General features: G+C 45.2%; 24 protein-coding genes. 5 read left to right on the forward strand and 19 right to left on the reverse strand.

Annotated elements, in window-relative coordinates; genetic code table 11:
• Positions 1 to 308: 308 nt before the first annotated feature.
• Positions 309 to 965 carry a histidine phosphatase family protein gene (locus AC27FN_RS03925; protein WP_487166705.1) on the forward strand — a complete coding sequence of 219 codons (657 nt, stop codon included), beginning with the start codon at positions 309 to 311 and terminating at the stop codon, positions 963 to 965.
• Between the two features lie 83 nt (positions 966 to 1,048).
• Here AC27FN_RS03925 and AC27FN_RS03930 read toward each other — a convergent pair whose 3' ends face one another.
• From AC27FN_RS03930 to AC27FN_RS03970, 9 genes are all read right to left on the reverse strand, one after another.
• Positions 1,049 to 1,357 (reverse strand): hypothetical protein, encoded by a 309-nt coding sequence (locus tag AC27FN_RS03930; RefSeq protein WP_487166706.1) that lies wholly within the window; start codon positions 1,355 to 1,357, stop codon positions 1,049 to 1,051.
• 100 nt (positions 1,358 to 1,457) lie between these two features.
• On the reverse strand, positions 1,458 to 2,453 hold the full coding sequence (locus AC27FN_RS03935) for an alpha/beta hydrolase fold domain-containing protein (protein WP_487166707.1): 996 nt from the start codon (positions 2,451 to 2,453) through the stop codon (positions 1,458 to 1,460).
• An 822-nt stretch (positions 2,454 to 3,275) separates the two neighbouring features.
• Entirely contained in the window at positions 3,276 to 4,244 is a 969-nt protein-coding gene (locus AC27FN_RS03940) for an ABC transporter ATP-binding protein (RefSeq protein ID WP_487166708.1), read from the reverse strand.
• A 16-nt stretch (positions 4,245 to 4,260) separates the two neighbouring features.
• Entirely contained in the window at positions 4,261 to 5,382 is a 1,122-nt protein-coding gene (locus AC27FN_RS03945; RefSeq protein ID WP_487166709.1) for an ABC transporter ATP-binding protein, read from the reverse strand.
• A gap of 12 nt (positions 5,383 to 5,394) precedes the next feature.
• Positions 5,395 to 6,417 (reverse strand): ABC transporter permease, encoded by a 1,023-nt coding sequence (locus AC27FN_RS03950; RefSeq protein WP_487166710.1) that lies wholly within the window; start codon positions 6,415 to 6,417, stop codon positions 5,395 to 5,397.
• Positions 6,417 to 7,346: an oligopeptide ABC transporter permease gene (gene opp3b / locus AC27FN_RS03955; protein ID WP_487166711.1), complete on the reverse strand. Its 930-nt coding sequence runs from the start codon at positions 7,344 to 7,346 to the stop codon at positions 6,417 to 6,419. The genes AC27FN_RS03950 and opp3b overlap by 1 nt, the downstream gene beginning before the upstream one ends.
• Positions 7,347 to 7,529: 183 nt before the next feature.
• On the reverse strand, positions 7,530 to 9,167 hold the full coding sequence (locus tag AC27FN_RS03960; RefSeq protein WP_487166712.1) for a peptide ABC transporter substrate-binding protein: 1,638 nt from the start codon (positions 9,165 to 9,167) through the stop codon (positions 7,530 to 7,532).
• Between the two features lie 372 nt (positions 9,168 to 9,539).
• On the reverse strand, positions 9,540 to 9,929 hold the full coding sequence (locus AC27FN_RS03965) for a hypothetical protein (protein ID WP_487166713.1): 390 nt from the start codon (positions 9,927 to 9,929) through the stop codon (positions 9,540 to 9,542).
• 416 nt (positions 9,930 to 10,345) lie between these two features.
• Positions 10,346 to 11,983, reverse strand: coding sequence for a peptide ABC transporter substrate-binding protein (locus AC27FN_RS03970; RefSeq protein ID WP_487166714.1), 1,638 nt, complete (start codon positions 11,981 to 11,983; stop codon positions 10,346 to 10,348).
• Between the two features lie 235 nt (positions 11,984 to 12,218).
• Between AC27FN_RS03970 and hflX the strand changes: the two genes are divergently transcribed.
• The gene (gene hflX, locus AC27FN_RS03975; protein WP_487166715.1) at positions 12,219 to 13,499 is read left to right on the forward strand and encodes a GTPase HflX; all 1,281 of its coding nucleotides are present in this window, start codon (positions 12,219 to 12,221) and stop codon (positions 13,497 to 13,499) included.
• A gap of 94 nt (positions 13,500 to 13,593) precedes the next feature.
• Here hflX and AC27FN_RS03980 read toward each other — a convergent pair whose 3' ends face one another.
• The 10 genes from AC27FN_RS03980 to AC27FN_RS04025 all read right to left on the reverse strand — a co-directional run bounded on the left by AC27FN_RS03980 (position 13,594) and on the right by AC27FN_RS04025 (position 21,731).
• Complete coding sequence (locus AC27FN_RS03980; RefSeq protein WP_487166716.1) at positions 13,594 to 13,749, reverse strand: hypothetical protein; 156 nt, start codon at positions 13,747 to 13,749, stop codon at positions 13,594 to 13,596.
• A 589-nt stretch (positions 13,750 to 14,338) separates the two neighbouring features.
• The gene (locus tag AC27FN_RS03985; protein WP_487166717.1) at positions 14,339 to 15,673 is read right to left on the reverse strand and encodes an APC family permease; all 1,335 of its coding nucleotides are present in this window, start codon (positions 15,671 to 15,673) and stop codon (positions 14,339 to 14,341) included.
• A 479-nt stretch (positions 15,674 to 16,152) separates the two neighbouring features.
• Entirely contained in the window at positions 16,153 to 16,806 is a 654-nt protein-coding gene (locus AC27FN_RS03990) for an amino acid ABC transporter permease (RefSeq protein WP_487166718.1), read from the reverse strand.
• 12 nt (positions 16,807 to 16,818) lie between these two features.
• A complete protein-coding gene (locus tag AC27FN_RS03995; RefSeq protein WP_487166719.1) occupies positions 16,819 to 17,457 on the reverse strand; it encodes an amino acid ABC transporter permease in 639 nt (212 codons plus the stop codon).
• Positions 17,457 to 18,287, reverse strand: a complete 831-nt coding sequence (locus tag AC27FN_RS04000) for a glutamate ABC transporter substrate-binding protein (RefSeq protein ID WP_487166720.1) — start codon at positions 18,285 to 18,287, stop codon at positions 17,457 to 17,459. The genes AC27FN_RS03995 and AC27FN_RS04000 overlap by 1 nt, the downstream gene beginning before the upstream one ends.
• 17 nt (positions 18,288 to 18,304) lie before the next feature.
• Positions 18,305 to 19,042, reverse strand: coding sequence for an amino acid ABC transporter ATP-binding protein (locus AC27FN_RS04005; protein ID WP_487166721.1), 738 nt, complete (start codon positions 19,040 to 19,042; stop codon positions 18,305 to 18,307).
• 158 nt (positions 19,043 to 19,200) lie between these two features.
• Positions 19,201 to 20,085 carry a DUF6681 family protein gene (locus AC27FN_RS04010; RefSeq protein WP_487166722.1) on the reverse strand — a complete coding sequence of 295 codons (885 nt, stop codon included), beginning with the start codon at positions 20,083 to 20,085 and terminating at the stop codon, positions 19,201 to 19,203.
• Between the two features lie 49 nt (positions 20,086 to 20,134).
• The gene (locus AC27FN_RS04015) at positions 20,135 to 20,548 is read right to left on the reverse strand and encodes a hypothetical protein (protein ID WP_487166723.1); all 414 of its coding nucleotides are present in this window, start codon (positions 20,546 to 20,548) and stop codon (positions 20,135 to 20,137) included.
• Between the two features lie 104 nt (positions 20,549 to 20,652).
• Positions 20,653 to 21,096, reverse strand: coding sequence for a Fur family transcriptional regulator (locus AC27FN_RS04020; RefSeq protein ID WP_487166724.1), 444 nt, complete (start codon positions 21,094 to 21,096; stop codon positions 20,653 to 20,655).
• Between the two features lie 74 nt (positions 21,097 to 21,170).
• Positions 21,171 to 21,731, reverse strand: a complete 561-nt coding sequence (locus tag AC27FN_RS04025; RefSeq protein WP_487166725.1) for a guanylate kinase — start codon at positions 21,729 to 21,731, stop codon at positions 21,171 to 21,173.
• Between the two features lie 1,034 nt (positions 21,732 to 22,765).
• Here AC27FN_RS04025 and AC27FN_RS04030 point away from each other — a divergent pair.
• The 3 genes from AC27FN_RS04030 (at position 22,766) to AC27FN_RS04040 (ending at position 26,255) form a co-directional block, all read left to right on the forward strand.
• Positions 22,766 to 24,148: an APC family permease gene (locus tag AC27FN_RS04030; RefSeq protein ID WP_487166726.1), complete on the forward strand. Its 1,383-nt coding sequence runs from the start codon at positions 22,766 to 22,768 to the stop codon at positions 24,146 to 24,148.
• A 226-nt stretch (positions 24,149 to 24,374) separates the two neighbouring features.
• Positions 24,375 to 25,124: a WxL domain-containing protein gene (locus tag AC27FN_RS04035; RefSeq protein ID WP_487166727.1), complete on the forward strand. Its 750-nt coding sequence runs from the start codon at positions 24,375 to 24,377 to the stop codon at positions 25,122 to 25,124.
• A gap of 114 nt (positions 25,125 to 25,238) precedes the next feature.
• Positions 25,239 to 26,255 carry a WxLIP family cell surface protein gene (locus AC27FN_RS04040; protein WP_487166728.1) on the forward strand — a complete coding sequence of 339 codons (1,017 nt, stop codon included), beginning with the start codon at positions 25,239 to 25,241 and terminating at the stop codon, positions 26,253 to 26,255.
• The last annotated feature ends 11 nt before the right edge of the window (positions 26,256 to 26,266 follow it).

Genomic DNA, 26,266 nt, shown 5'->3' on the forward strand with positions numbered 1-26,266 from the left:
ATTGATTGTTGGCGTAAAGTTTAAACCGGTAGAATTCTAAGCATAAAAAGAGAAGGGACCGAAAAGTAGACCGACCTGGACGCAGCGGACATCGGCTCAGCCTGTGTCGTTATCGTCAGCGGACTTCGCTTACGATAAGGCCTGACTGTGAAATCGGTGTACTTTCGCGTTCAGAGCAGGCCCGTGAAGTTCAGGTTGGTCGACGGTGATCAACACTGCTAAAGTTGCCGCCATCAATTGACTAGATTGATTGGAGCCGAACACCGGAATTTGCTATGATAGGATTATTAATATTTACGGAGGCTCTCATGTCATTTAATGTTTACATGGTTCGTCACGGGCAAACTTATTTGAATTTATATCATCGGATGCAAGGTTGGGTGGACGCACCGTTGACCGAAAAAGGGATCAACGATGGCGAACACGCCGGTTTATTGCTGAGCCATCTGCCATTTGACGCCGCTTACTCGAGCGATTTACCGCGGACGTTTGCCACAGGAAAGCTGATTTTGGCCGCCAATCCAAGTGCGCTTTCGCAACCGATTCAGCGCCCTGAATTTCGCGAACAATTCTTCGGCTTTTGGGAAGGCTATGATGACATGCTGATGTGGCACCAGATCGGTTCCCCTAAAGGCGGCGACACCTACAATGCGTTGATCGAAAAATTGGGACTCGAAGGCGCGACTAACTTAGTCGCTGATGCAGACCCCTATCATCATGCAGAACACTATGATGACCTGTGGCGTCGAATTCAGGCTGGCATCAGCTTCTTACGGCAACAACATCATGATGGTGATAACGTCCTAGTGGTGACGCATGGCACGTATTTGCGGCATGTGATCGATCACTATTCCGACCAATTTGCGTCCCAACCTGGACCACGCAACGGGAGCGTCACTAAATTAACCATCGACGCTGACCAGGTGACGGTAGACTACACGGATCGCCTCGACGGCCAACTTTAAAAACCAAAATAAATAAGCATGTGCACTTTCACTTTTTGAACGCGCGCATACTTATTTTTTAGTTGTTCTTAAAAAACGGCTAATTAAGCTTGCTCAGTTGTATACCGCGGCGCAGCCAACAGTGGCTGTCCTTCCAATCTGTCATGCTGTGACGACTGTTTTAAGGCTGTCGTCAATGCTGCTAATTTAGGATCACGATGCACGTGAGTTAAATCAACACGCTCCTCTTCACCTTCGACAAAACGACGGGCGACCTGATTAATTTGATGTGCCAATTGCTTGGTCGGCCGTGATTGCTCCGAGCTTTCATAAGTGGCAATATCATGAACCAAGCGTCCGAGTAATTCATCATTTTCAATATGGTTAGCTAAATACAAGATCACTTCATTCATCCTGAGCACCTCGCCTTTCGCCTGAATGTGACCAACAGGATAAAACTATTTTTATCTGAAGTCAACCAGATTAAATAACTTAATGAAAAACAAACCGCAACTAGCCAATTGCTACTGGTTGTTCCAACACAAAAACCAGTTGATCAAAGGCCTGATCAGTCTCAGGTAATGGCAAACTGAAGAAATTATGCATCATGTAAGGATAGTCGAAAAAGTCAATGGCCACGCCGGCTTGTTTTGCCTTTTCCCGAAATTTAACTGCATCCGGGTAAAGTAGTTCTCGCGTACCGACAAAAATGGTTAACCGCCCCAGCCCAGTGATGTCTCCATAAAGCGGGCTAACATGCCAGTCGGTCGTAACCGTATTGTGCGCATAATAGTGCCCCATCATCACTTGCAATGAGTAACGATCCAACACCGGGTCAGCTGCCTCATAATACCGAATTTCATCGTTAGTTAAGCCAACATCTAGCACTGGAGAAAGCGCCACAATATTTTTCGGTTGTGGTAGATCCCACTCTTTTAACGCTTCCGCTAATGTCAACGCCAAGCCACCCCCGGCAGAGTCGCCAATGATGATGAGCTTTGCCGGATCGACTGTCTTGATTACCTCACGATATAACGCTTCTAATGAAGCTAAAACATCCTGATAGTCGTAATTTGGCGCGAGTGGATAAATCGGCATTAACACCGTGCCTGACAAGGTATCAGCCAATTTACGGGCAAACCGAATTTGCATCGCCTGTGGTTGATTCCAAAAGCGACCGCCATGCAAGTAAATAACGGTATATCGATTATCATGATATCGTCCGTGAAATTCGTAGGTTGAAGGATACGTTGATGACACAATCGCGTGATACTTAGCTTTAAACTGCTCATTCATTTGCCAAGGTTTCGCATTTTTTTCAGCAAAATATTCGTAGGTAACTAAATTTTCTGCATGCTTATAGGGACTAAACATTTTCTTAGGCTGTAGGCGCATTAGCCCAGCCAAGACTTTACTACTAACACTACGCCGCTCAATCAAACGTGCCTGAGCTGTGACCGCCGCGGCCCCTAAAAGCGCAGTTGCTGTCAGGATCTGTTTAACCTTCATGGAAATCCTCCAAAATTGCTGGCTCACATCAAAGCCAAATTGTGGTTTTCGTATCCACCACAGTTTACAACTTATCTACATCAGTTGCCTAGCTTTTATCAGAGAGTGTGAGCCAGACCGAGTGAGACCGAGCAACAACTGGAAATCACGGACGGGTGACTTCACCCGGTAGTGATTGCTGGTTGTGCACAGGGCTCAGGTCTGGCGAACACGTTTATGCCAGAGTGTGAGCCATCACGGGTGAGGCCGAGCAGCAACAGAAAATCGTGAGTGAGCGGGCGGTCTTGGCCCAAACAGGATTTTTGGTTGTGCACAGTCTTCAGTGATGGCGAACACGTTTATGCCAGCGCACGTTCCATCACGGGTGAAGATGAGCAACAACGGACTGCCATGATCGAACAAAGCGACAGCGAAAATCAATCGTCACAAAGAATCCGAGTTTTTGTTATATTTTCAGTTCTATTTAAGCTTGATTCGGTATCTTAACTATTGTTGATAGCGATATTGCTACCACACTCCTACACTCCGAAAGAATTCATCCCCCCAAAAACCTTCCTGTTATGGCTAGCAGGAAGGTTTTTACCTGATTAAACAACTTTTTTTAAAAGTAGTCAGGGATTTTTAAGTTACTTTAAGCTCCAGCAGTTATCTTAGATATTGTTGATAGCAGACGACTCTATCAACAATATCTCCTGACATACCCCCAAAAAAGAAAATACACTAGCAGCGATTTCCTCAACGAAATCGCTGTTTTTGTTTGCACAAAAAAGTCGTTCGTTGCCCTTTCTTGAACGCAACAAACGACTTTAAATAAATAAATCACTAAGCTTGCTGTAAGACTTCTAAGCCAGCCTTACGAGCTCGTTCTTGGTACATTTCAATCTCGTCTTCAGCAGCCCGAACAAAGTGATGCGGAGCAATTTCCACCATCTTACGAGGCTTGTCATCACTTTCACGGCTAGGATCATAATCCAACTGTTGCCGAGTCCGTTCAACCTCTGGATCCGGAATTGGCACGGCCGACAATAGACTTGTCGTGTAGTCGTGTAGTGGCTTGGTATAAACCTCATCGGCTGGCCCGATTTCTAGAATCCGACCATAGTGCATCACGCCGATTCGGTCAGAGATATACTTCACCATCGACAGGTCATGGGCGATGAAGAGGTAAGTCAAACTCTGCTTGATTTGCAATTCCTTCATCAAATTAACAACCTGCGCCTGAATCGAAACATCCAATGCTGAAATCGGTTCATCAGCAATGATAAATTTTGGATTAACGGCTAATGCGCGGGCGATCCCGATCCGTTGCCGCTGTCCACCAGAGAATTCATGGGGATAACGACTGGAATGGTCCTTATTTAAACCAACCGTTTCCAGCAGGTCTTCAACCATTTTAGAACGCTCTTCATCATTTTTAGCTAAATGATGAATATCGATTCCTTCAGCGACAATGTCTTTGACTTTCATCCGGGGGTTTAATGACGCATACGGATCTTGGAAAATCATCTGCATTTCTTTGCGAAATTCCAGTTGTTCCTTACGATCCTTGATTTTAGCAACGTCACGGCCGTCAAAGCGCACTTCACCAGCCGTTGGTTCATATAAATGAATGATTGCCCGACCAGTCGTCGTTTTACCAGAACCTGATTCACCAACCAATCCAAACGTTTCCCCTTCGTAAATGTCGAAGGAAACGTCGTCAACGGCACGAACTTCATCACGTTTGCCCACGTTGAAGTACTGCTTCAGATCTTTAACTTCTAAAATCTTTTTCCGATCTGTGTAATCCATTTTGACGCTCCTTTCTTTATTCACGATCATCGTCGCTCGGAGCGGCCGGTGTCGGTAGTGGTGCTTCTGGTCGAATCAATTCGCCATCAGCATTGTGCATCTTAGCCCATTGATCCTGTCGTTTAGCAATCGCCACAGGTGGTACCACCTGTGGTGAACGTGGATCTAATAACCAAGTTGCCGCGTAATGTGTCTCAGAAACCTTAAAGAACGGCGGTTCCTGTTCCGCATCAATCTTTAACGCATACGGATTACGAGCCGCAAAGGCATCTCCCTTAGGTGGGTCGAGCAAATCGGGCGGTGTCCCCGGAATAGCGGACAAGTCGCCACTACGCGTATCTAACGTCGGCATTGAGTTCAATAAGCCCCAAGTATAAGGATGTTGTGGATTATAGAAGATTTCATCAACCGTACCGTATTCCACGATTTTACCACCATACATCACCGCAATCCGGTCAGCCATGCCCGCAACAACCCCGAGATCATGGGTGATGAAGATGATGGAAGTCTCAATCTTTTCTTGCAGTTCTTTCATCAACTTCAAGATCTGTGCTTGAATGGTGACATCCAAAGCAGTCGTAGGTTCATCGGCAATCAGCACTTCTGGATAACAGATTAAGGCGATCGCGATCACGATTCGTTGCCGCATCCCACCAGAAAATTGGTGCGGGTAATCATTGATCCGGTGTTCTGCATCAGTGATCCCAACAAGCTTTAACATTTCTAAAGCTTGTTCCATCGCCTTTTCGCGTGAAACATGATTGTGAACCCGCAATGGCTCAGCGATCTGACGACCAATTTTCATCGTGGGGTCCAATGACGTCATCGGGTCCTGAAAGATCATCGCGATATCTTTACCACGAATTTGTTGCATTTCTTGTTCTGACTTCTTGAGGACATCCTGGCCGTGAAACAAAATTTCACCACCAGCAATTTCAGCATTGTCCGCATTTAATCCCATTAAGGCCCGCGTCGTGACTGATTTACCCGAACCAGACTCACCAACGATGGCCAGTGTTTCGCCCTTTTTTAAATGGAACGAAACGTCGCGAATCGCCTTAACTTTACCTGCGTAGGTGTTGAAGTTAATGCGCAGGTGGTTAACTTCGATTAAATTTTCATTCTCAGTACTTTCCACGATTAACGTCACCTACTCTCTTGAACGTGGGTCAAAGGCATCCCGTAAGCCATCAGCAAACAGGTTGAAACAAATCATGATCACCATCAACACGATGGCTGGATACCACATCTGGAAAGGTAGGAACTGGAAGTTCTTTTGCCCATCAGAAATCAAGGTCCCCAGTGAAGCAGTCGGTGGCTGAATCCCAATCCCAATATAAGACAGGAAGGCCTCAAAGAAGATGGCGCTAGGAATCGTAAACATCGTCTGAATAATGATGACTGAACTCATGTTAGGAATTAAATGCCGCATGGCGATCTTCCATGAACTTTCCCCTAACGTACGGGCCGCCAAGATATATTCTTGACTCTTCAAGGTCAACGTTTCCGCCCGAATCAAGCGGGCCATCGTCGTCCAACCAGAGATCGCAATCGCCAAAGAAATTGACAACAGTGACCCTTTCATTACGACCAGTAATAAAATCATGTAAACCAGGTTCGGGACGGAAGACAGAATTTCGATAATCCGTTGCAGGATTAAGTCCGTTCGGCCGCCCCGCCAACCTGAAATCAGCCCGTACCCAACCCCGACAGTTAAGTCAAGCAGGGTGGCAATTAACGCGACCGCTAAGGAAACTCGGGTCCCGGCAATGATCCGTGATAACAGATCCCGGCCTAGGTAATCCGTACCCAGAATCCAATACTTGCCAGCAGGTACGTGTTGTGCCGTATAGGCGTCAACCCGCCCACCGTCGACGCTCTTGGTGCCATCTAGCCCAGGAATGTGAACCCCAGGAATTTTAGGAGGCAAGTTCGTGTACGCTGGTTGGGCGTTATTCGGTTGATGTGGTGAAATCACGGGGCCAACCAAGGCTAACGCGAAGATGACCAGTAGAATCCACATTGAGACAAACGCAATTTTATTTTTCTTTAATCGTCGCCATGCATCCTGCGTGAAGGTCAATGACGGTGCGGCAATCTTTTCATTATCTAGATGTTCTTCTTTACCAAGTGGTTCAAATGCATCATCTGGAACATTGACGTTTTCAGCCATTAGCCTTGACCTCCTTGCAGACGAATTCGTGGATCAACGATGCCGTAAACAATATCCGTTAATAACAAAACAACCACCAGTAGTACAGAATACATCATCGTAATCCCCATGATCGTTGGATAATCGTTAGTCGTAATCGACTTAACGAATTGTTCCCCAATCCCTGGTACGGCAAAGATGTTCTCCACCACCAGTGAGCCGGTCATCAGGTTAACGGTTAAGGGCCCAATTAACGTGATCAAGGGAATCAAGGAGTTACGCAACGCGTGATGATAAACCACCCCAGTCTGCGATAATCCTTTGGCTTTTGCTAATTCAATATAGTCAGAGCTCATAACATCGACCATTTCGGTACGAATAAATCGCGCCGTTGTGGCAAATGGTGAACCTGCCAACGCAATGGTTGGTAGAATCGTGTACGCGAAGTTCCCCCAGCCAGCGACCGGGAAAGCGCCAGCCTTAAGACCAAGATAGTATTGTAACAAAATGGCCAATACGAAGCTGGGAATGGAAATCATTAAGATCGAAATAATCGTCATTGTCCCATCAACCCAAGTGTTGCGGCGAATGGCGGCAATGCCCCCAACGATAATTCCCAACAACACGCCGATAATCATCGCCTGAATCCCTAATTGAAAGGAGGCTGGCATCCGCGTCGCTAAGAGGTATGACACGGGTTGATTATCGAATTGGAAAGAAAGACCAAAGTTGCCGTGAACCATCCCGGCCAGATAAATCACGTATTGTTGCCAAACCGGTTTATCTAAGCCATACGTGTGGTAAATCATTTGAATCTGAGCATGCGAGAGTTTTGACTCGTTACTTAACGGCGTCCCTGGCAACAACTTCATCATGAAGAACGTGATGGTCGCAATCAGAAATAGCGTTAGGAGGAGGTAAAACAAACGCTTTAGTAGGTATTTTGCCATAAACTACTTCCTCACAATCTAACCAAACCAGTAATAATTGCTAGATTTTCAACAAATGAGATTTTGCTGAAAATCATTAATATTTATCTTAAAACAAAACGTGGAGAGAAACCAGAACGAAATGGTCTTTCTCCACGCTGCCCGAAACTGTTAACTCTTTCGGTTCGTGCGAACGTTCCTTAATTACTTAACTTCAACGTTCTTGTAGTTCCAGTTGATTCCTGCTGAGTTGTAAATGAGCCCCTTAACATAACTCTTAGTCAAGAATGGACCAGAACCTGATGCAGTCCCCCAGTAGAGTGGCACAACGCCAACATCCTTGGTCAAAATCTTTTCAGCGTTGACCATGTCGTTGTAACGCGCTTGCTTGTTATTAGCATCTTTACCAGCTGAATCCTTAACTAAACTGTCATATTCTGAATTACTCCACTTACCGTTATTTTGCGAGTTGTCAGAAGTCAGAATTGATGAGTAAGTGTATGGGTCGTTGTAATCAGCACCCCAAAGTGTCACAACAGAATCGAAGTCACCAGCAGTCGACTTAGCTAGCCGGTTCTTAAATGGTACATTTTGTAGTGTGACCTTAACACCTGGCAGCTTTTCAAATTGTGACTGTAAAAATTCAGAATTTGACTTACCTGTTGAAGTATCGTCGGCCAGTAAACTAAAGTTCAAACTAGAAATGCCAGCTTCTTGTTCCCCTTCTTTAAGCAACTGCTTGGCCTTAGCTAAATCATGGTCGGTATAACCACTAACTTCAGCCTGTTTAGCAAAGTCTTCGCCTGTTGATGGGTTTTTGGCAATGTTGGTTGGAATAAAGCCAGTTGCTGGCGTTGAACCATCTTGCAAGACGTTATCAGTCAACTGCTTGCGGTCGATAGCTAAGGACAATGCTTGACGAATCTTTTCGTTCTTGAAGGCCGGTACCTTAGCTTGGTTAAGCTCTAGGTAAGCTGACGTGGAACCAGGATAAAATTTGTAATCTTTATTCTTTTTGTAGTTAGCAACCTGTGAGCCAGTCAATTGAGTCTGATCAATTTTGCCGGAGTTATATAAGTTAAGATCTGTGTTGGCTTCCTTAACCACTTGGAAGTTGATGGTCTTGGTCTTGACCGCACTCTTATCCCAGTAGGTGTCGTTCTTAACCCACTTCCACTTAGTGTTGGTTCCTGTCCAGCCTTCCATCTTGAATGGACCGTTGTAGACTTGGTACTGTGACTTCATCCCATACTTAGAACCATACTTGTCGACCACTTTTTGGTCTTGCGGGAAGAAGATTGGGAATCCAAGTAATAATTTGAAGTAAGGAATTGGCTTTTCAAGCGTTACTTCGAGTTTGTACTTGCCGTCTGCCTTAACCCCTAAACTGTTAACCGCCGCTTTCTTATTCTGAATGGCATCTGCGTTCTTCACGCCATCAAATAAGTAAGCATATTGAGACGCGGTCTTCGGATCATTAGTCCGACGCCATGAATAAACGAAATCTTGCGCCGTGACCGTATCCCCATTCGACCACTTGGTGTTCTTACGTAAGTTAAACGTCCAGTGCAGCCCGTCTTTAGAAACAGTCGTCTTGGTGGCTAACGCATTTTCAGGCTTCGCATCTTTACCGATACGATAAATCCCTTCTTGCGTGTTGGCTAATGCGGTCAATGATGAGTTATCCGTCACCTTCGACGTATCCATACCTGGTAACTCAGCTGATGTTGCTAAGTTCAATGTTCCCTTATGTGAAGACGCACCCTTGCTGCCACACGCTGCTAACGTAATAGCAGAGATGGTGGCAACTGCGCCGAGTGCTAATACTCTTCGCAACTTCATATCCCCAACTCCTTTTCAACTGTCCATCCACCACAATGGTCGATGAACACTCCTAGTTAGATCCATTACTCCGGTAATCGATCGTGGCCCTCAAGACAAATATTTTTATTTGAAAACCTTAGATTGAATAGTAAATGAGAATTTGGTTAATGTCAATCAAGATTCTGCCATTTTTAATATTAACACTCATTGCCATCGATAAAAAATCGACCAAGTCCCTATTAAAACGCGGATTTTTAAACAACATTACAATCCTATTTCTGATCATAAAATTAATCGTTCTGGTCAAAAAAAGAAAACCATTTTCGCGAATCGCCAAAAAATAAAAGCATTTTTCTCATTTAACCCATGCATTTTTCATTTCTGACCAATTCATTTGTTCGCTACCCGTGTCAAGCTAACCGTCAAAATGTTATCAGGCGTTGTGTTGTAATCAGCCAGAATTCCTTTGACGATCCCTTGTGAAGGCCCGTGGGTAGCGACGGATTGTTCATAATTTTGAATCCACGTCGACACCGCGTCAAAGCCAAATTCGAATCCTTCGAAGACCTGCATATATTCGGTTGCCCGTGGGTTCGTCGTCACAATCGTAATTTTGGTCACCTGCTGATCGACTACTACCAAAGTCAGCTTAATGAGTCCGTCATCATGAACGGTCTGGGTGCCATCTGTCAGCTGATCGGGTAATTTATAAGGAGCTAACCGCATATTTTGGTTATAAACATCGCGTACATACTGATATGAACCTAATGTTAATGCCATGATAAGAACCTGCCTTTCTTAATTACCGATATCGTAGCAATTAAGGCCCAGTAGTGCGATTAATTACCCTTATTAAATTAAGCCAAATGAAACAAACCGAACCAAACGATGATCGCTCATGCATTAGGTCAATTGACCAATAGAAACTCAGAGCAAAACAGGCCGGTTGATGTCGAGCACTAGCTGAGACATCAGGCTGGTGGAGCTCGACAAGATAAATCAGAGTGGAACCAGCTGGGTGATCCTGAGCATTAACTAGTCAGCAATGATTGGCGCTTTCTGCCGATTGTTGCTGGCAGGTTAAGCGCAAGGATCAGGCTGGTGGAGCTCGACAAATCAAAAAAATCGTCACTCTTCAATGCTTGAAAAGTGACGATTTAAAATAATCATCTAGCTCATTCTTGATTTAACGGTGATTATTTAACATAAGCTTCCTTGTAATTCCAGTTAATCCCAGCTGAGTTGTAAATAATTCCCTTGACATATGGCCGTTGTAGGAATGGTCCTGAGCCAGAAAATGAACCTGTGTAAAGTGGCAGAACCCCGTAATCCTTAACTAACGTTTGGTCGGCGGTAATTAGGTTCTTAAACCGAGCCTCTTTGTTCAATGCGTTCTTACCAGCGGAGTCTGCCACGTTTTGATCGTAAGTGGCGTTCTTCCAAAGGCCATCATTGTAAGTCCCATCGGAAGTAAACAAGGCGAACGTGTATGGATCGTTGTAGTCGGCACCCCACAGGGTAATGACTGATTCAAAATTATGGGCGGCCGAGCGGGTCAAGCGGGTTTTGTATGGCACGTTGTTCACTTCAACTTTGACACCCGGTAACTTCTGGAATTCAGTTTGTAAGAATTCAGCGTTCTTTTTGCCCGTATCGGTATCGTCAGCCATCAACGTGAAGTGCAGATCACTGATACCAGCCTCTTGTTCCCCTTCTTTCAATAACTGCTTAGCCTTGGTCAGATTTTGCGTCACGGCACCTTTGACCTCCGCTTCACTGGCGAAGTCTTCACCGGTGACTGGATCTTTTGCCAACTTAGGCGGAGTGAATGTCTTAGCTGGCTTAGAACCATCTTGCAACACGTTATTGGTTAACTGCGTCCGGCTGATTGCATAAGATAAGGCGGCCCGAATCTTTTGGTTCTTGAAGGCTGGCACCTTGTCTTCATTCAGTTCAACATAGGCCGCCGAGGAACCTGGTCGATAGATATAATTTTTGTTGTTCTTGTATTGAGCAACCTGATCCCCAGTCAACTGGGTCATATCAACCTTCTTGGAGTTGTACAGATTAAGCGCGGTGTTGGATTCCTTAACCACTTGGAAATTAATCTTGTCTAGCTTCACATGCTGCTTGTCCCAGTAAGTGTTGTTCTTGACCCAACTCCATTTGGAATTCGTTCCCTTGTATCCAGAAACTTTAAAAGGCCCGTTATAAACTTGCGTTGCTGAAGTTTGACCATATTTCTTACCATATTTGTCAATGGCCTTTTGGTCCTGCGGGAAAAAGACCGGGAATCCAAGTAATAATTTAAAGTATGGAATTGGCTTAGATAAAGTAACAGACAATTTATACTTGCCATCAGCTTTAACACCTAAAGAGCTCAACTTCGCCTTGCCTTTTTGTACGGCATCGGCATTTTTCACGCCCTCAAACAGGTAAGCATATTGAGAACCTGTCTTGGGATTGTTCGTCCGTCGCCAAGAGTCCACGAAGTTCTGAGCCGTCACCGTGTCACCATTGGACCACTTAACGCCGTGACGCAGGTTAAATGTCCAATGAAGTCCATCTTTAGATACGGTCGTCTTAGTGGCTAATGCATTCTCAGGTTTCGAGTTCTTGCCCAGCCGATAAATTCCTTCCTGGGTATTGGACAAAGCTGTCAACGACTCATTATCTGTGGCAATTGACGGATCTAGGGTCGGCATTTCTGCGGATAACATCAGGTTTAACTGGCCCTTATGTCCTGATGCACCCTGACTACTGCCACAGGCTGCTAACGTTAATACCGATAGTGTTGCTGCGGCGCCTAGTGCTAAAATTTTTCCAACTTTCATTTAACCACACTCCTCAACCCGCAATTTGGGTAATCCACCCCTCGTGCCAAACTTATGTAACGAAAAGTTGAATTGATATTAGATTAAAATGAAATTAAAGTCAACAAATTTCACTAATTTATTTTTAATTAATCGATTTAATAAGCCTCGTCATAACGTCGTCATTCCGGCCATTATTGGATTCATGCTATACTAGGTACATTAAAATCATTTATCAAGAAACGAGGCAACGTCTATGGCTGAAACAGCTGTTGCACCTAAGGCAGTCATTATCGCTGGTCTAAACACTGGAGATCGCAACTTCGACTATTCGATGGAAGAACTTGCTAATTTAGTGGCTGCCAACCAGATGATCGTCAAAGAAGAGGTCCGTCAAAAATTGGATCGGCCACATCCTGGGACTTACTTCGGCAAGGGGAAAGTCGCCGAATTAGCCACAATCGTTGCCAGTGAAGGCTTGACGACCATTGTGACTAACGATGAGTTAACCGCTTCGCAAATTCGTAACCTCGAGCGGGAAACAAAAGCGTCAGTCTTAGACCGGACTGCCCTCATCTTGGATATTTTTGCCAATCGCGCACAGACGCGAGAAGCTAAATTGCAAGTGCAGATCGCACAACTACAGTATCAACTCCCCCGTCTGCACACGAGTGTCAATCAGCGGCTCGACCAACAAACGGGGGCCGGTGGTGGCGGTGGCTTCACCAACCGTGGGGCTGGTGAAACACAGTTAGAAATGGACCGGCGGACGATCAATAACCAAATTAAACACTTAAAAGCCGAGTTAGCCGAAATCACTAAGGCCGCCACTACTCAGCGGACGCAACGCGAAAAGAACGGCTTGCCGACAGTCGCTTTAGTTGGGTACACCAATGCCGGCAAATCGACAACCATGAATGGCCTTGTTCGTAAATTTGGCACCAACGAGGATAAGCAAGTTTTCGAAAAAAATATGCTATTTGCAACCCTAGATACCAGTGTTCGGCAAATCACGCTCCCCGATCAAAAACAATTTTTACTATCGGACACAGTGGGTTTTGTCAGTAAACTACCGCATAACCTGATTGAAGCCTTTCGATCAACCCTGGCCGAGGCGGCCAATGCGGATCTCTTAATTCAAGTCGTTGATTTTGCCGATCCCAACAGCGAAGCAATGATGACAACCACCAATGAAACCTTGGCAGCCATCGGGGTCACCGATATTCCGATGATCGTGGCGTTTAACAAAGCCGATTTAACGGATGCCAATTATCCGGTTCGCGAAGGTATGCAACTCATTTACTCGGCCAAGGATGACGCTTCATTAAACGAACTGATCGCCATGATTCGTGATCAAATCTTCCAAAACTATCAAACGGTGACCTTATTGATTCCCTTCGATCAGGGAAACATTCTAAATTTCCTCAATGAAAAAGCGCATATTTTGACCACCGATTACGTCGCTGAAGGTACAAAAATTACCGTTGAATTAACGGATGAATCTGCCAAACGATTTGAACAATATCGAATTAACTAATCACAACGCAAAAGCACGTCGTCAAACCCGCAGTTTGCGAGTTACTGACAACGTGCTCTTTTTAGGTTGTCATGATAACCGTAACGTTTGCCAGTTAAGCGCGTCCATGCCACCGTTTACGCAACTCATTTAACTGCAACAACAGCTGTGCCACACTGACTAGCAACATTAATTTACCTAAAACTCCCGGCCGCTTAGGTGTTGCCGCTGAAGTGACATCTGGTTTTGTCTTGAATTTATCTTTTTTCATTTGAGATACCTCCCGATCAATTTGTCTGGCCAGCTAACCAAATTCTGCTCACCATCATCATACCGATTTTAGTTAGGTGTCGTCCAATTTAAAAGACTGAAAGCATGAACTTTTAGGGTAGTAGTGAATTACCGATATTCACTTCTAATTTAACTTGCTGGCCCCGATCGCTCTCTCACCAAAAATTGACACTGGTGTTCGGGACAAACCCAACAACAGTCCATATGCGTGATCAGCAATGATATCCAACAATCATGTTTCGGATATCAATTTCCCTCACAAAAAATGGCCCCTACTGTCAAAAGCTAGGCAGGAGGGACCCAAGAAAGCTTGGTCTTGGCTCATAACTCATTTGATTGGTGAATCACTAATTTCAACTACGCAACACTAATCAGTAACAGGCTTTTGCCAATAAGGTCTCGACGTTCCGGTGTCTCCGCTGCGGTAACATTGAGCTTCGTATTTTTCATTTACAATCGTCTCCTCAAGCTGGTTTGATTCGTACAGCGAGGTTGGTTTACTTTTATGATTATCATATTGGTTACCAGAGATCTGTGCATCTTGTTCAAATCATTTTAAACGCTTCACTTCATCGCAACCCTTTATTTCGCCGCGCATACCATAAAAAGATTGGCACACCCAACGCTGTGAGCCCCATGCCCGTCAGCGCGAGCCCCGGCTGGGTCATGATCGTATCAACTAAAATGAAGACACCACCGAGAATTGCTAATGCGGGTACGACCGGATAACCCGGCACACGATAAGGCCTAACCAACTGCGGTTCACGACGCCGCAAAATGAATACCGCCACAAACAATAGCACGGAAAAGCCCCACATGACAAACACTAGCATGTCAGTCAAAATGTCAAAACTACCCAATAAAATCATGATTAAGGCAACAATAAACTGCACCCCGCCAGCAAAATAGGGCACCATGGTGTGTGGTGAAAGACGTTTGAACAAATGACTAAATGGTAACGAATCGGCTTCAGCCATCGCAAATGGCACCCGCATTCCCGTTAAGGTGTAGCCATTAATGGCCCCGTAAACTGAAATGAGAATCCCAATGGTAACTAAATGCCCACCAACGTCGCCAAAAAGATGCAACGCTGTGTCAGAGGCTGCATTAAGGTTACCAGCAAGTGCGCCGATTGGCAGCGTTCGCACAAAGACCAAGTTCACCAACAAATAAATGAGCATAATGAGCGCTAGACCACCCCCAATGGCAAGTGGTAAATCTCGTTTCGGATTTTTCATCTCACCAGCGATGGCCCCCACACCTAACCACCCATCATAAGCAAACATGGTTGCCACCAGACCAGCAGATAAGGCACCGCCAAAACTCGTTTGAGCTGGCGCGGTCAGCGATAACCAGGCAACAGGTGTATGTGCTGGGGTAAATAAGCCGACGAATACAATCAAAGCAATCGGAATTAACTTAAAAATTAAGGCCAATGACTGAACTCGAGCACCGACCTGTGCGCCAAGAAAATTGAGCCCTGTAATGCTCATCGCCGTGACAATCGCCACTGGTACGATTAAGGACGTTGACCAGTTAAATAAAGCAACCCACTGAGTACCGAAGATAATCGACAGGGCGGCAATATTGGCTGGGAAATACACAATCATTTGTGCCCAACCAAGCAAAAAAGCTGGTAGCTCTCCGTAAGTGTAATCAATATATTTAACAGCACCACCTGTGACCGGCAGTGCTGCTGCCAGTTCAGTTACCGTCAGCCCGGCCGTTAAAGTCAACAGGCCGCCGAGAACCCACACCAACAGAGTCAGCCCGGCCGAGTGTGTAGCTAAAACAACTGTGGCTGTTTTAAAAAAGACTCCACCACCGATAACGGTCCCCATGACCGTTGCTAACGCGGCAAAGAGCCCAATTTCTCGTTTTAAACCTGATTGCTTGTTTGTCATCTTGATTCCTCAGACTTGATCTAGCACGATCATTTTTTACACGCCTGACCATTCTATCAGATTAGACCGTTTTGGCGTACACGTCCGTCATCTTTGATTAATTTTTAATTGATGGACATCAGCGCCCCAAGTGCCTATCAACTCGGTTTATTTTTTGTCATTAAGCCCATTACGACTAAAGTAAAGATTTTAGTTTTAAAAAACATTCTCAATTTAGACGAACTAACCGTTGTGCCAGCTTCCGTTGAATTGAAAACGATTTGACGCACTAAAATAATCCTGTTTATAAAAAAAGAGCGTGTAAGCCCACTTTAGGTTGGCGCTCAATGCTCGAAACTTCACATCTTGACCATCCTAAAAAGGCTCACGCTCTTGCGTAAACGCGCTCACCAAGCCTGAGTCTTGTGCACGCTCTATTAATTTTCGCTCTGAAAACAGCTGTCAACAACCGGCTGTCTTATTGGATTCCTTCGCTAAAACTATGCCATTCGGCGATCGATATAGTTAGCAACGACGGAAAGTCCATAACAAACCACAAAGTACATTACCGCTAATGCCACGAACATCGGAATGATGTAATTGGCATTTTGTCCATAGATGATCTGCGCGTGGAACGTCAAATCAGGCAATACAATGATTGTGGCCAACGACGTATCTTTAATTAACGAGATGAATTGACTGACCAAAGCGGGAATCATTTTCTTATAGGCCTGCGGCAAAATGATGTGGCGCAGTGCTTGCCAATAGGTCAACCCATTGGCGCGCGCCCCCTCCATTTGACCAACTGGTACGGCTTGAATACCTGAACGAATAATTTCAGCTAGCATGGATGATTCAAAGATCGTCATCGCTAAAATGGTGGCGGGAATAATTTCAGGTTTAAAACCAAAATTAGGCAAACCAAAGTAAGTGAAGAAGATGATCAACAACAATGGCAGGTTACGGATCACATCGATCACTAATCCCACAATTGCAGATAAGTACTTGATTTTCGTGTAACGAATAATCCCCAATAATGAACCGACAAGAAAACTCAAAATGACGGAAATGACTGACACTTCGACCGTTACCCAAAGCCCTTCAAGCAGGTAACGTAAGTTGATCCATGAATATGCATCGATAAATGATTTCATCAACTTGCCCCCCTACGCTAAGCGTTTTTCTAGATAACGCATGTAATAACTGATCGGCATCGTAATAATCAGATATAACACACCGACAACCATGTAACTGTTAATCGTGTCAAAGGTCGTCGAAGCAATGTTGTTGGCCTGATACATCAAGTCAAAACCAGCCACAAAGGCTAGCACGGATGAGTTTTTCACCAAGTTAACGAATTGATTTCCCAACGGCGGAATAACTAAGCGAAAGGCTTGCGGTAAGACCACGTAACGCATGGCTTGCCAAAAGGTAAGTCCGTTAGCCCGCGCACCTTCCATTTGCCCCGAATCAACCGATTGAATCCCTGAACGGACCGTCTCGGCGATAAACGCTGACGTATAAATCGTTAACCCAATGGTCCCAGCGGTAAAGCCATTGACTTTCACGATGTACATTGGAATAACCAAGTAAAAGAAACTCGTGATGACCAGCAACGGAATATTACGGAAGACTTCAACATAAATCCGGGCGATTACCCGCGCCGATTTGCTTTCAGTGACCTGCATAATCGCAAACAAGGAGCCAATGATTAAGCTAAAGAACAGCGCCAAAATGCTTGACAACAACGTCCAGCCCAGACCAGTAAGAAGTTCATTCCAGTGCGAAGTTAAAATATTAGCCATTATCGCTCCAGCTCCTTGTAGTTAAATCCGGGCACATTCCCGAACCACTTTTTGATCAACGCATTGTATTCGCCATCGGCCTGCATTTCTTTAATAGCCTTATTGATCTGGCGAACAAATGGACGTTGCCCTTTGTTGACGGCGACCCCGTATGGTTCTTTAGTGAAGGTTCCGCCAACAACTTTAAATCCAGGATTTTGGACTGCCATCCCATAAAGGATCCCATTATCAGTGGTCAAAGCCTGTCCTTGACCGGCTTTAAGTGACGTCAATGCTTGCGCGTAGTCTTGTAATTCCAAGACGCGAGCTTTGGGCGCATACTTTTTAACGTTTTGAACTGAATTAGCACCAACCACGCCGAGCACGGTCATGCCAGGTTTGTTTAGATCGCGAACATTTTTGATATCACTGCCATTAGGCACCAAAAGTGACTGACCAGCATCAAAATAAGAATTCGAAAAATCAACAATCTTAGCTCGTTCAGGCGTAATCGTCATCGTCGCAATGATGGCATCAATGTTACCGTTTTTTAATAGTGGAATCCGAGACTGGGAAGTGACTTGAATAAACTTCGCCTGTCCCTTATTTCCTAAAATGTGCTTGGTGATGTGCTTGGCCATATCGACATCAAAGCCTTTAATCTGATTATCACGCACATCCATTAAACCAAATAATTTTGTATCAGCCTTCACGCCCCACGTAATCTCGTTAGATTGACGATCCAGTTGCAGAATGTCTTTTTGGGCCAATGATTGGCCACACCCGCTCAGACTAACCAGCAACAAACAGAGTGCTGCGGTAAGGGTCGCAAGTTTAAATCGTCTCCTCATGCGCGTCCCCTCCTCAACTAGTGGTTAATAATCTTGCTCAAGAATTGCCGAGCGCGTTCTTCTCTTGGATGATCAAAGAAGGCTTGCGTTTCATCATCTTCTAAGATTTGACCATCAGCCATGAAAATAACCCGGTTAGCCACCTCACGAGCAAAACCCATTTCGTGGGTCACCACTAGCATCGTCATACTTGAGTCATTGGCAATCGTCTTCATAACGCCCAACACATCATCGATCATTTCGGGATCCAACGCGGAGGTTGGTTCATCAAAGATCAACGCTTTCGGCTGCATCGCTAATGATCGAGCAATTGCGACCCGTTGTGCTTGACCACCAGAAATTTCAGCGGGCATATTGTCGGCCTTGCTGACCAGCCCAACTTGATCCAATAACTCCATTGCTAATTTTTTATTCTCGGCTTCATTCTTATGTAACACAATTCGCGGCGCTAGCATAATATTTTCCAACACGGTTTTATTTTCATATAGATTAAAATGCTGAAACACCATGCCCACATTCTTACGGATCCGGTTTAAATCCGTCTTCGGATTTGCTAAATCTTGGCCATTAACGATTAATTGACCACTTTGAATTCGTTCCAATCCATTAATCGTTCGTGACAAGGTACTCTTCCCGGAACCAGATGGTCCAATCAGCACCACCGTTTCACCAGCTTCAATTGTTAAATTAATATCCTTTAACGCATGAAAGTCACCGTAGTACTTCTGTACGTCGTGAAATTCAATCATTGACATAATCGGTCCCTCACCCTCAAATATTCTCAATCCTTGGTACTTTCAATGCTTTCACAAGCCGTGTTATTAGTTTAGTCCAAAAGAAGAGGACGTGTCAAAAGGCGACTCGCCTAATTCACGTCCTCGACTGTTTTAATCTTAAGCCTATTTAAGCAGCATTAGTGAAAATCTTGCTTGTTACTTGATGAACCTGCCGTTGATTCATGCAAATTGGTCGTGTCTGTCACCCCAGTTTGCTTTTCTGAAAACGCAACTTCCACTTTAACCGTGTATGGAAGTTCCCGTTCAATTGCGCCTGAACGACCAGCCGTTTTCGCTAAACCACCCTGTAAAACTGCGCTGGCGATGAACAGGTCAAATTGTTGTTGGGCCTGATTAATATCTGACAACCCAACTCGCGTAATCCGACCGACTGGCAGCGCCGTCATTTGGTTTAGTCCGGCATAAACTAACAAGTGACCAGCCTCAGATTTGAGGATTGCAAAGGGCAACGGAACGCCTTTGCCAATCGCAAATACTGGCTGGTTACGATCTTTGGCGGCGGCTAATACTTCTTGATCTGATTGTCCCTCGTAATCTTGTGGTAATAGGTTAGCTTCGCTAAATTGGGCTGCAATCGTTGCTAAATTTTTATGTTGGGCACCATTCACCGTCACTTTGGCGGGAATAACTTGCTTGTTATCGTATAAACCTGTGGCAGGTGCGAATCGATCTAACTGATCGCGTTGCGTTAATTTATCTTCTTGTTGCTTCAGTCGCTCGTCACCAAGTACCTTGGCGATGCGTTCTGACGGATCCAACGGGAAACGTCGTTTGAGAAAATAAAAGAAAAAATTGACCGCCGTACAATACATTAAGAATAAAAAGACAAGAATTAACAGCACACCGCGAATATGGCCACCGTTTTGGATGAAACGGACGCCGATATACAACAGGTACCAATCGCCTAAGAATCCCAGAATCGTGTAAATTCGTCCTTTTAACTTGGTATTGACATTAAAATAACCTAAAAAATGATTGGCCATGTCCAGCAATGATAGCATCTATTCACCTTCTTTAATTATTCTAGCTGACGATATTAACGAACGGCCGTCACTGTCCAGTCGTCGTCTGATTATCCGTTGAAGATTGCTGATTTGACGCTTGTGTGGCCGGTTTACTTTGACTCGTTGAATTGGCGACACTGCTGTTGTCTGTCGAGCTAGATGTATTCGTCTGTTCATCATCCGTCGGCTTCGCACTAGAATTCTCCGTTGAGGTGTCATTACTGGTCCGGTCACTGGTCGAATTAGTCGAAGACTTTTGTTCCGAATCACTTGAGGCGCTCGTTGAATGTTCACTAGTCGACGTGCTGCTTGAACTAGTGGAATTGTCACTCGTGCGCACGGTTGGGGCGCCTTCTGAAGTATTTGTCACCCGATTGACCACAATGTTGGTCGCTGAAAGCGCCAAGATAATCGAGACCACGGCAACCGGCGTAATAAACGGTGGAATTCGATGATCCATAAAAAACACCTTCCTTTTCAATCACGTCTTCTCTGGGTTTTAGTATAAACAAAGACCGCCAATAGTCGTGATTGGCGGTCTGGATTTAGATGTAAATTAAGATTTTAGCTGACTTGCTGAGCTGAACAAGCAGCACAAAGGCCGTAGATTTCGAAGCGGTGACCTTCAATTTGGGCACCAGGAAGTTGTTTTTCAAAAAAGCTCATATCTAACGGACACATTTCTAATTCCGTAACTCGTCCACAACGTCGACAAACAAAGTGGTGATGGTGCATATGTGCAAAATCACACTGAAATTTCACCCGCGCTTGATCGCCATCAACTTGCTGTTCGACCAGGCCTAAATCCACGAACTCCTTGATGTTTCGATAAATTGTTGCGTGGCTCATCCCCGGATATAGTTGTCGCATATAAGCATCTAACGCGGTCACATTTGTATAATAGTCCGGTTGTTCTGACAAAAAAGTCAACATTGTGCGACGTTGCTTAGTGATTTTGAAATGATTTTTTTGTAAAACGGTCACGGCTTCTGTCACATGATCAGTCATGGGCGTCCCTCCCCATTAAATGGTAACTGTTACTATTAACAGTGTAACAGATTTTAACTCAAAAAGCAGCTACCTTAGTTGGCGATAGCCGCTGTCACAATATCATCAATCTTCACTTTCGTCGTCGCCAAATTATCATTCACAATCACGTGCGCGACGTGTTCTAACGCTGACGGTAAGGTGAGATCCCGCCGGTATTCAGGACTGTCCAAACGCTCCTTAAGCATCGTACTATCGTCACCACGCTTCGTCATCCGATCAATGAGGTCGGCATCTTGACTGACCGTTAAAAAAATAATCACGGCTTCATCGCCGAGCTGTTCGGCGTAGGTTGCTGCCCCCTTCGTATCTAACACAATCGTAATGTACGGATTGCTTTCAAAGGCTGCATCAAGTCCTTCATGAGACGAACCATAACGGTAACCCGCATAAGCTACCTGTTCTAAGTAATGATTCTGATCAAACGACTCATCATTTTCAAAATAATAGTCGACGCCGTTCATTTCACCCTTACGTGGGGGTCGCGTCGTATGTGTGATGACCTTAGGCATATGATAATAATCCCGCAAGTAATCACTAACTGTGGTTTTGCCAGTACCCGTTGCACCCGTAATGACAAAGACACGCTTTTTCATGTTGTTCCTCCGTTTTTCTCATTAACAGCTTTTAATCATACACCATCCTGAGATTCTTTTGAACTGATCCGAAAACGGAATCTTTTAGCTGACTGCATCCGCCAATCATCCTGATCAAAAGCTCCGGTATTGGTGACAAAAAAGATATTGTCAATTCTCAAAAAGGGACTGGTTGAGATCACCAGTACATCGGTTGGCATAAAGTTTAAGTGGAGAGCATTCTAGGAATAAAAGGAGTGCTCCCACTGCAAGTCAAAAGGTAAGCGAATGAACCGAAAAGTAACCCAACCTGGACGCAGCGGGAATCGGCACAACAGGCCCACTGCAAACCAGCCGAATGCCCGTGGAATTCAGACTGGGCGGCAGTGAACAATACTGTAGCAAGTCCAATCTAAGTAATCCAGTGCTATCATAAACCATAATCCTTAGAGTAATGGCTCATATTCTGGTGTAAAACGCGCTCGCCAGACCTGAGTCCTGTGCACAACCAACAACCGTAACCGGGCCAAGATCGCCCAATTGCGATTGTCCGTTGTTGCTCGGCCTCGCCCGCAATGACTCACGCTTTTCCTAAACGCGCTCGCCAGACCTGAGCCCTGTGCACAACCAACAACCGTAACCGGGCCAAGATCGCCCAATTACGATTGTCCGTTGTTGCTCGGCCTCACCCGGTCTGGCTCACGCTCTCTGAAATCGTCTTCCTGTTGACTTTGAATCCAAAACACCGTATATTGATTAACATTAAATGAGATTCATTCTCATATTTCGAGGTCAGTCGCATGAAACAAGCACATCAAACTCACAATATGAACATGGCGTTTAGTCTGTTTGGATAGTGCTTACGTCGGTCAATGGACGTAAGCACGGTAAACTTCCGGTTTGCGTCCAGACGACTTATTTTTCACTGCTGAAACTGCCGTTTGGATGAAAAGGACACTCCTTTCAGCCAAACGGTATTTTTGTGTCTCCTAAGATTTAAGAGAGCAAACCTACTCGCAGCTGTGAGGACGCATAGACTACACTGAGGTGATCATATGACAATTATAGAAAAAATGCGTCAAAAAGAACCATTAACAAACTACTTAGATGCTGATCAGCGCTTAATTAAATCCATGTCGGCCCGTGATCTAATTGCATTAGGCATCGGAGCGGTGATCGGCACGGGGATCTTTATTTTGCCTGGCACTGTTGCTGCAACCAAGGCTGGTCCAGCCATCACCTTGTCCTTTGTTGTGGCGGCGATTGTCTGTGGACTGGCTGCGATGTGCTACGCGGAATTTTCGTCAGTACTCCCCATTGCTGGCTCGGCTTATTCCTATGGCAACGTTATTTATGGTCAATTTATCGGCTGGCTATTGGGTTGGGCACTGATCCTTGAATATATGCTATCAGTCGCCGCTGTATCGACCGGGTGGGCAGCCTACTTCAATGCGCTACTTAATGGCTTTGGCCTTCATCTGCCTCGTGCGATCACTGGTTCCTTTGACCCGCAACATGGCACGTATGTTAACCTGGTCGCTATTCTAATTATATTAGTTGTGGCTTGGCTACTTCATCGCGGAATGAGCACATCAACACGGGTCCAAAACGTGATGGTCGTCATCAAAATTGTCATTATTTTAGTCTTTGTCCTCGTCGGCTTATTTTATGTTAAGCCTGCCCATTGGCGACCTTTCTTTCCCTACCACAGCGGTGTTCTAACCGGCGCTTCGGCTGTATTTTTTGCCTTTCTAGGATTTGATGTCGTCGCCGCATCGGCAGCCGAAGTTAAAAATCCCAAGCGCAATATGCCCATTGGTATTATCGGTACCTTGGTAGTGGCTTCTCTTTTGTACATCGCGGTGTCGATTGTTTTAACTGGCATCGTCTCATACCGTGACTTAAATGTCGCCGATCCTGTCGCGTTTGCTTTACAAAAAGTTGGTCAAAACTGGGGGGCGGGGCTCGTGTCATTGGGAGCACTAGCTGGCATGTTTACAATGATGCTGGCAATGATTTATTCTTCGTCACGATTAGTGTACGCCATTGGTCGTGATGGCCTACTGCCAAGACAGTTAGGACGTGTCAATGCGCAAACGGGTACGCCGACGATCAGCCTGGTTACGGTCACCACGATCATTGCCCTCATGGGCGGCTTAATCCCGCTCGATCAACTAACTAATTTGGTTAACATTGGTACACTCATCGCCTTTACCTTCGTTTCCTTTGGGGTCATCCCCTTGCGACGCCGACAAGACATCAATCACGACCGTGGGTTTAAAGTGCCGTTGTACCCCGTCTTGCCGATCATTTCTGGACTCACCTGTCTGTTACTCTTAGGACAGTTACCGCGAGAAACTTGGGTTGCCTCGGCTATTTGGTTCACTTTAGGCATCGTTTTGTATTTCACTTATGGGATGCGCCACAGCCGTAACTAAAAAATTAGTGTGGATCAGTCCATGAACTGATAAATGACAAAGTCCTTTATTTATCCGGTTCTGACAAGTTTGTTTAAATGATTTACTTATAATATGGTATTTTCATTAAAACAAACACCTTGTGTAATGATTAACTAGTTATATATATAACCCCTTTTACAATTTTTGTGGTATTATACATCTAGTAAATTTCACACAAGTTATCTAGGTTAGAGGGAGAGACAACATGTCTAAGACAAAAATGTGGTTTGGTTCCGCAATGATGGTCCTTACTTTAGGACTATTGCCAGTCACCGCCGTTAACGCCCAGACCCATGGTCCAGGGACCAGCGACAATAACATTAGTTCGACAACGGTCGGCGAAGGATTCATCTCAACTGGGTCTGATGCCAGTTCAGAAGCTCAAGCGCGGTCGACGGCGGAGTTTAATGTCCAAGGTGGCGATTTAACGTTGGACGGCGTGCCTGACTTTCAATTTGGCAGCGTCAAGACCAGCGCCATTATTACTGGCGATCAAACACTTCAGTTGACTAATAACAACGTTTCAAAGAATGCGACTGATTTGGATGGTAATAAAACCGGTGCCCTATCCATCACCGATTACACCGGGTCTAACAATGGTTGGCGCGTTGTTGGTGCACTTGGTCAGTTCAAAAACACCACGACTAGCGGAGCTGTTATTGACCAAGCGACCCTCGCCTTATCGCCATCGACGGCGAACAGTGATAATAGCCAGACTGCTCAGGCTAACAAAACAACATTGACAGCTAGCGCTACCGACACAAATTGGGGAACTGACGCGCAAGCAATCTGGACTGCGGCCCCTAACCAAGGTCAAGGAAAGAACACAACCACTTATGCAGATTCAAATAATACGTTAACAATTGGTAAACAAACCAATATCGCGGCTGGAACCTACCAAGCCACGCTTTATTGGGCATTACAAAACGTTCCAACTCCTCCGGCTGCGAACTAGTTTATCTTTTAAACGACGACATCATTCGATTAGTCGCCCTACGAAGTCCGTTTTGTCGGTAGCGACAGAGCGGACTTTTTATCACGACCCTCGCTTATTTAAGAAAGAGATATTATGACAAACAAGCGTCACTTCTATTTAACCACAATCTTACTGATGTTAAGCTATCTCCTATTTAGTTATGTGTCTGTGACTGAAGCAGCTGCGGCCACACCGGATTCAGGAGCTGGTTTCACGGTTAGTCCTCAATTTCCGGCCAACCAAAATTCGTCAACGACCGGCTACTTTGACTTAGCCGTCGCACCAAATGATACGCAAAAGATTACCGTCAACGTGATTAATACGACTGATCACGCACGCAAACTACGCGTTCAACCAACGGATGCATGGACTGGTGACAATGGTCTGGTCAATTACACGCCGAATTCGAAAAAGCGGCCAGAAACGAATACGTCCTTTACTAAACTGACGAGTCGTGGCGTCACCGTTGCTTTAAATGCGCACGAAGGTAAGCCGGTCACTTTCACCACTAACATTCCGGCCCACGGCTTTGCTGGTCAGATTCTCGGCGGAATTTTCGTAACTGATCCAGCGGTCACTAAAACGAGTGGGAAACAAAATTTTAAAATCAATAATCGTTACGCTATGATTATTGGCGTTCTGCTGCATCAAGTTGACCGGTCTAAAGTCACTCCCAATTTGAAATTGGGGTCAGTCACAGGCAGTCAAAAGAACCAGCGCGCCACAATCTTGGCAACCCTTAAAAATCCGCGGCCAGTTTTGTTTGGTAAAATGACGATTCATGCCAAGGTAACCGGCCAAATGCAAACGACGACAACTTTAAAAAATTACGAAATGGCGCCTAATAGTCGTTTTAATGCAGCCATCGACCTCGGCGAACGTAAACTCCAGCCTGGTCACTATCATCTTGACCTAACTGCGAAATCTGGGCGACACACGTGGCACTTCAGTCGTAATTTCACGGTCACAAAACAGGCGGCTAACCAGGCCAATGAACACATCAAGGTTAAGCAAAACTGGTTATGGCTGTGGATCACACTTGGTATCATCGTGGCCGGATTATTCTTATTTGGCGGTTATTGGATCGGGCGACGTCGACAAAGAAAGTGAAGGTGATCAAC

The sequence above is a fragment of the Furfurilactobacillus sp. W61-4 genome, from assembly GCF_057545565.1.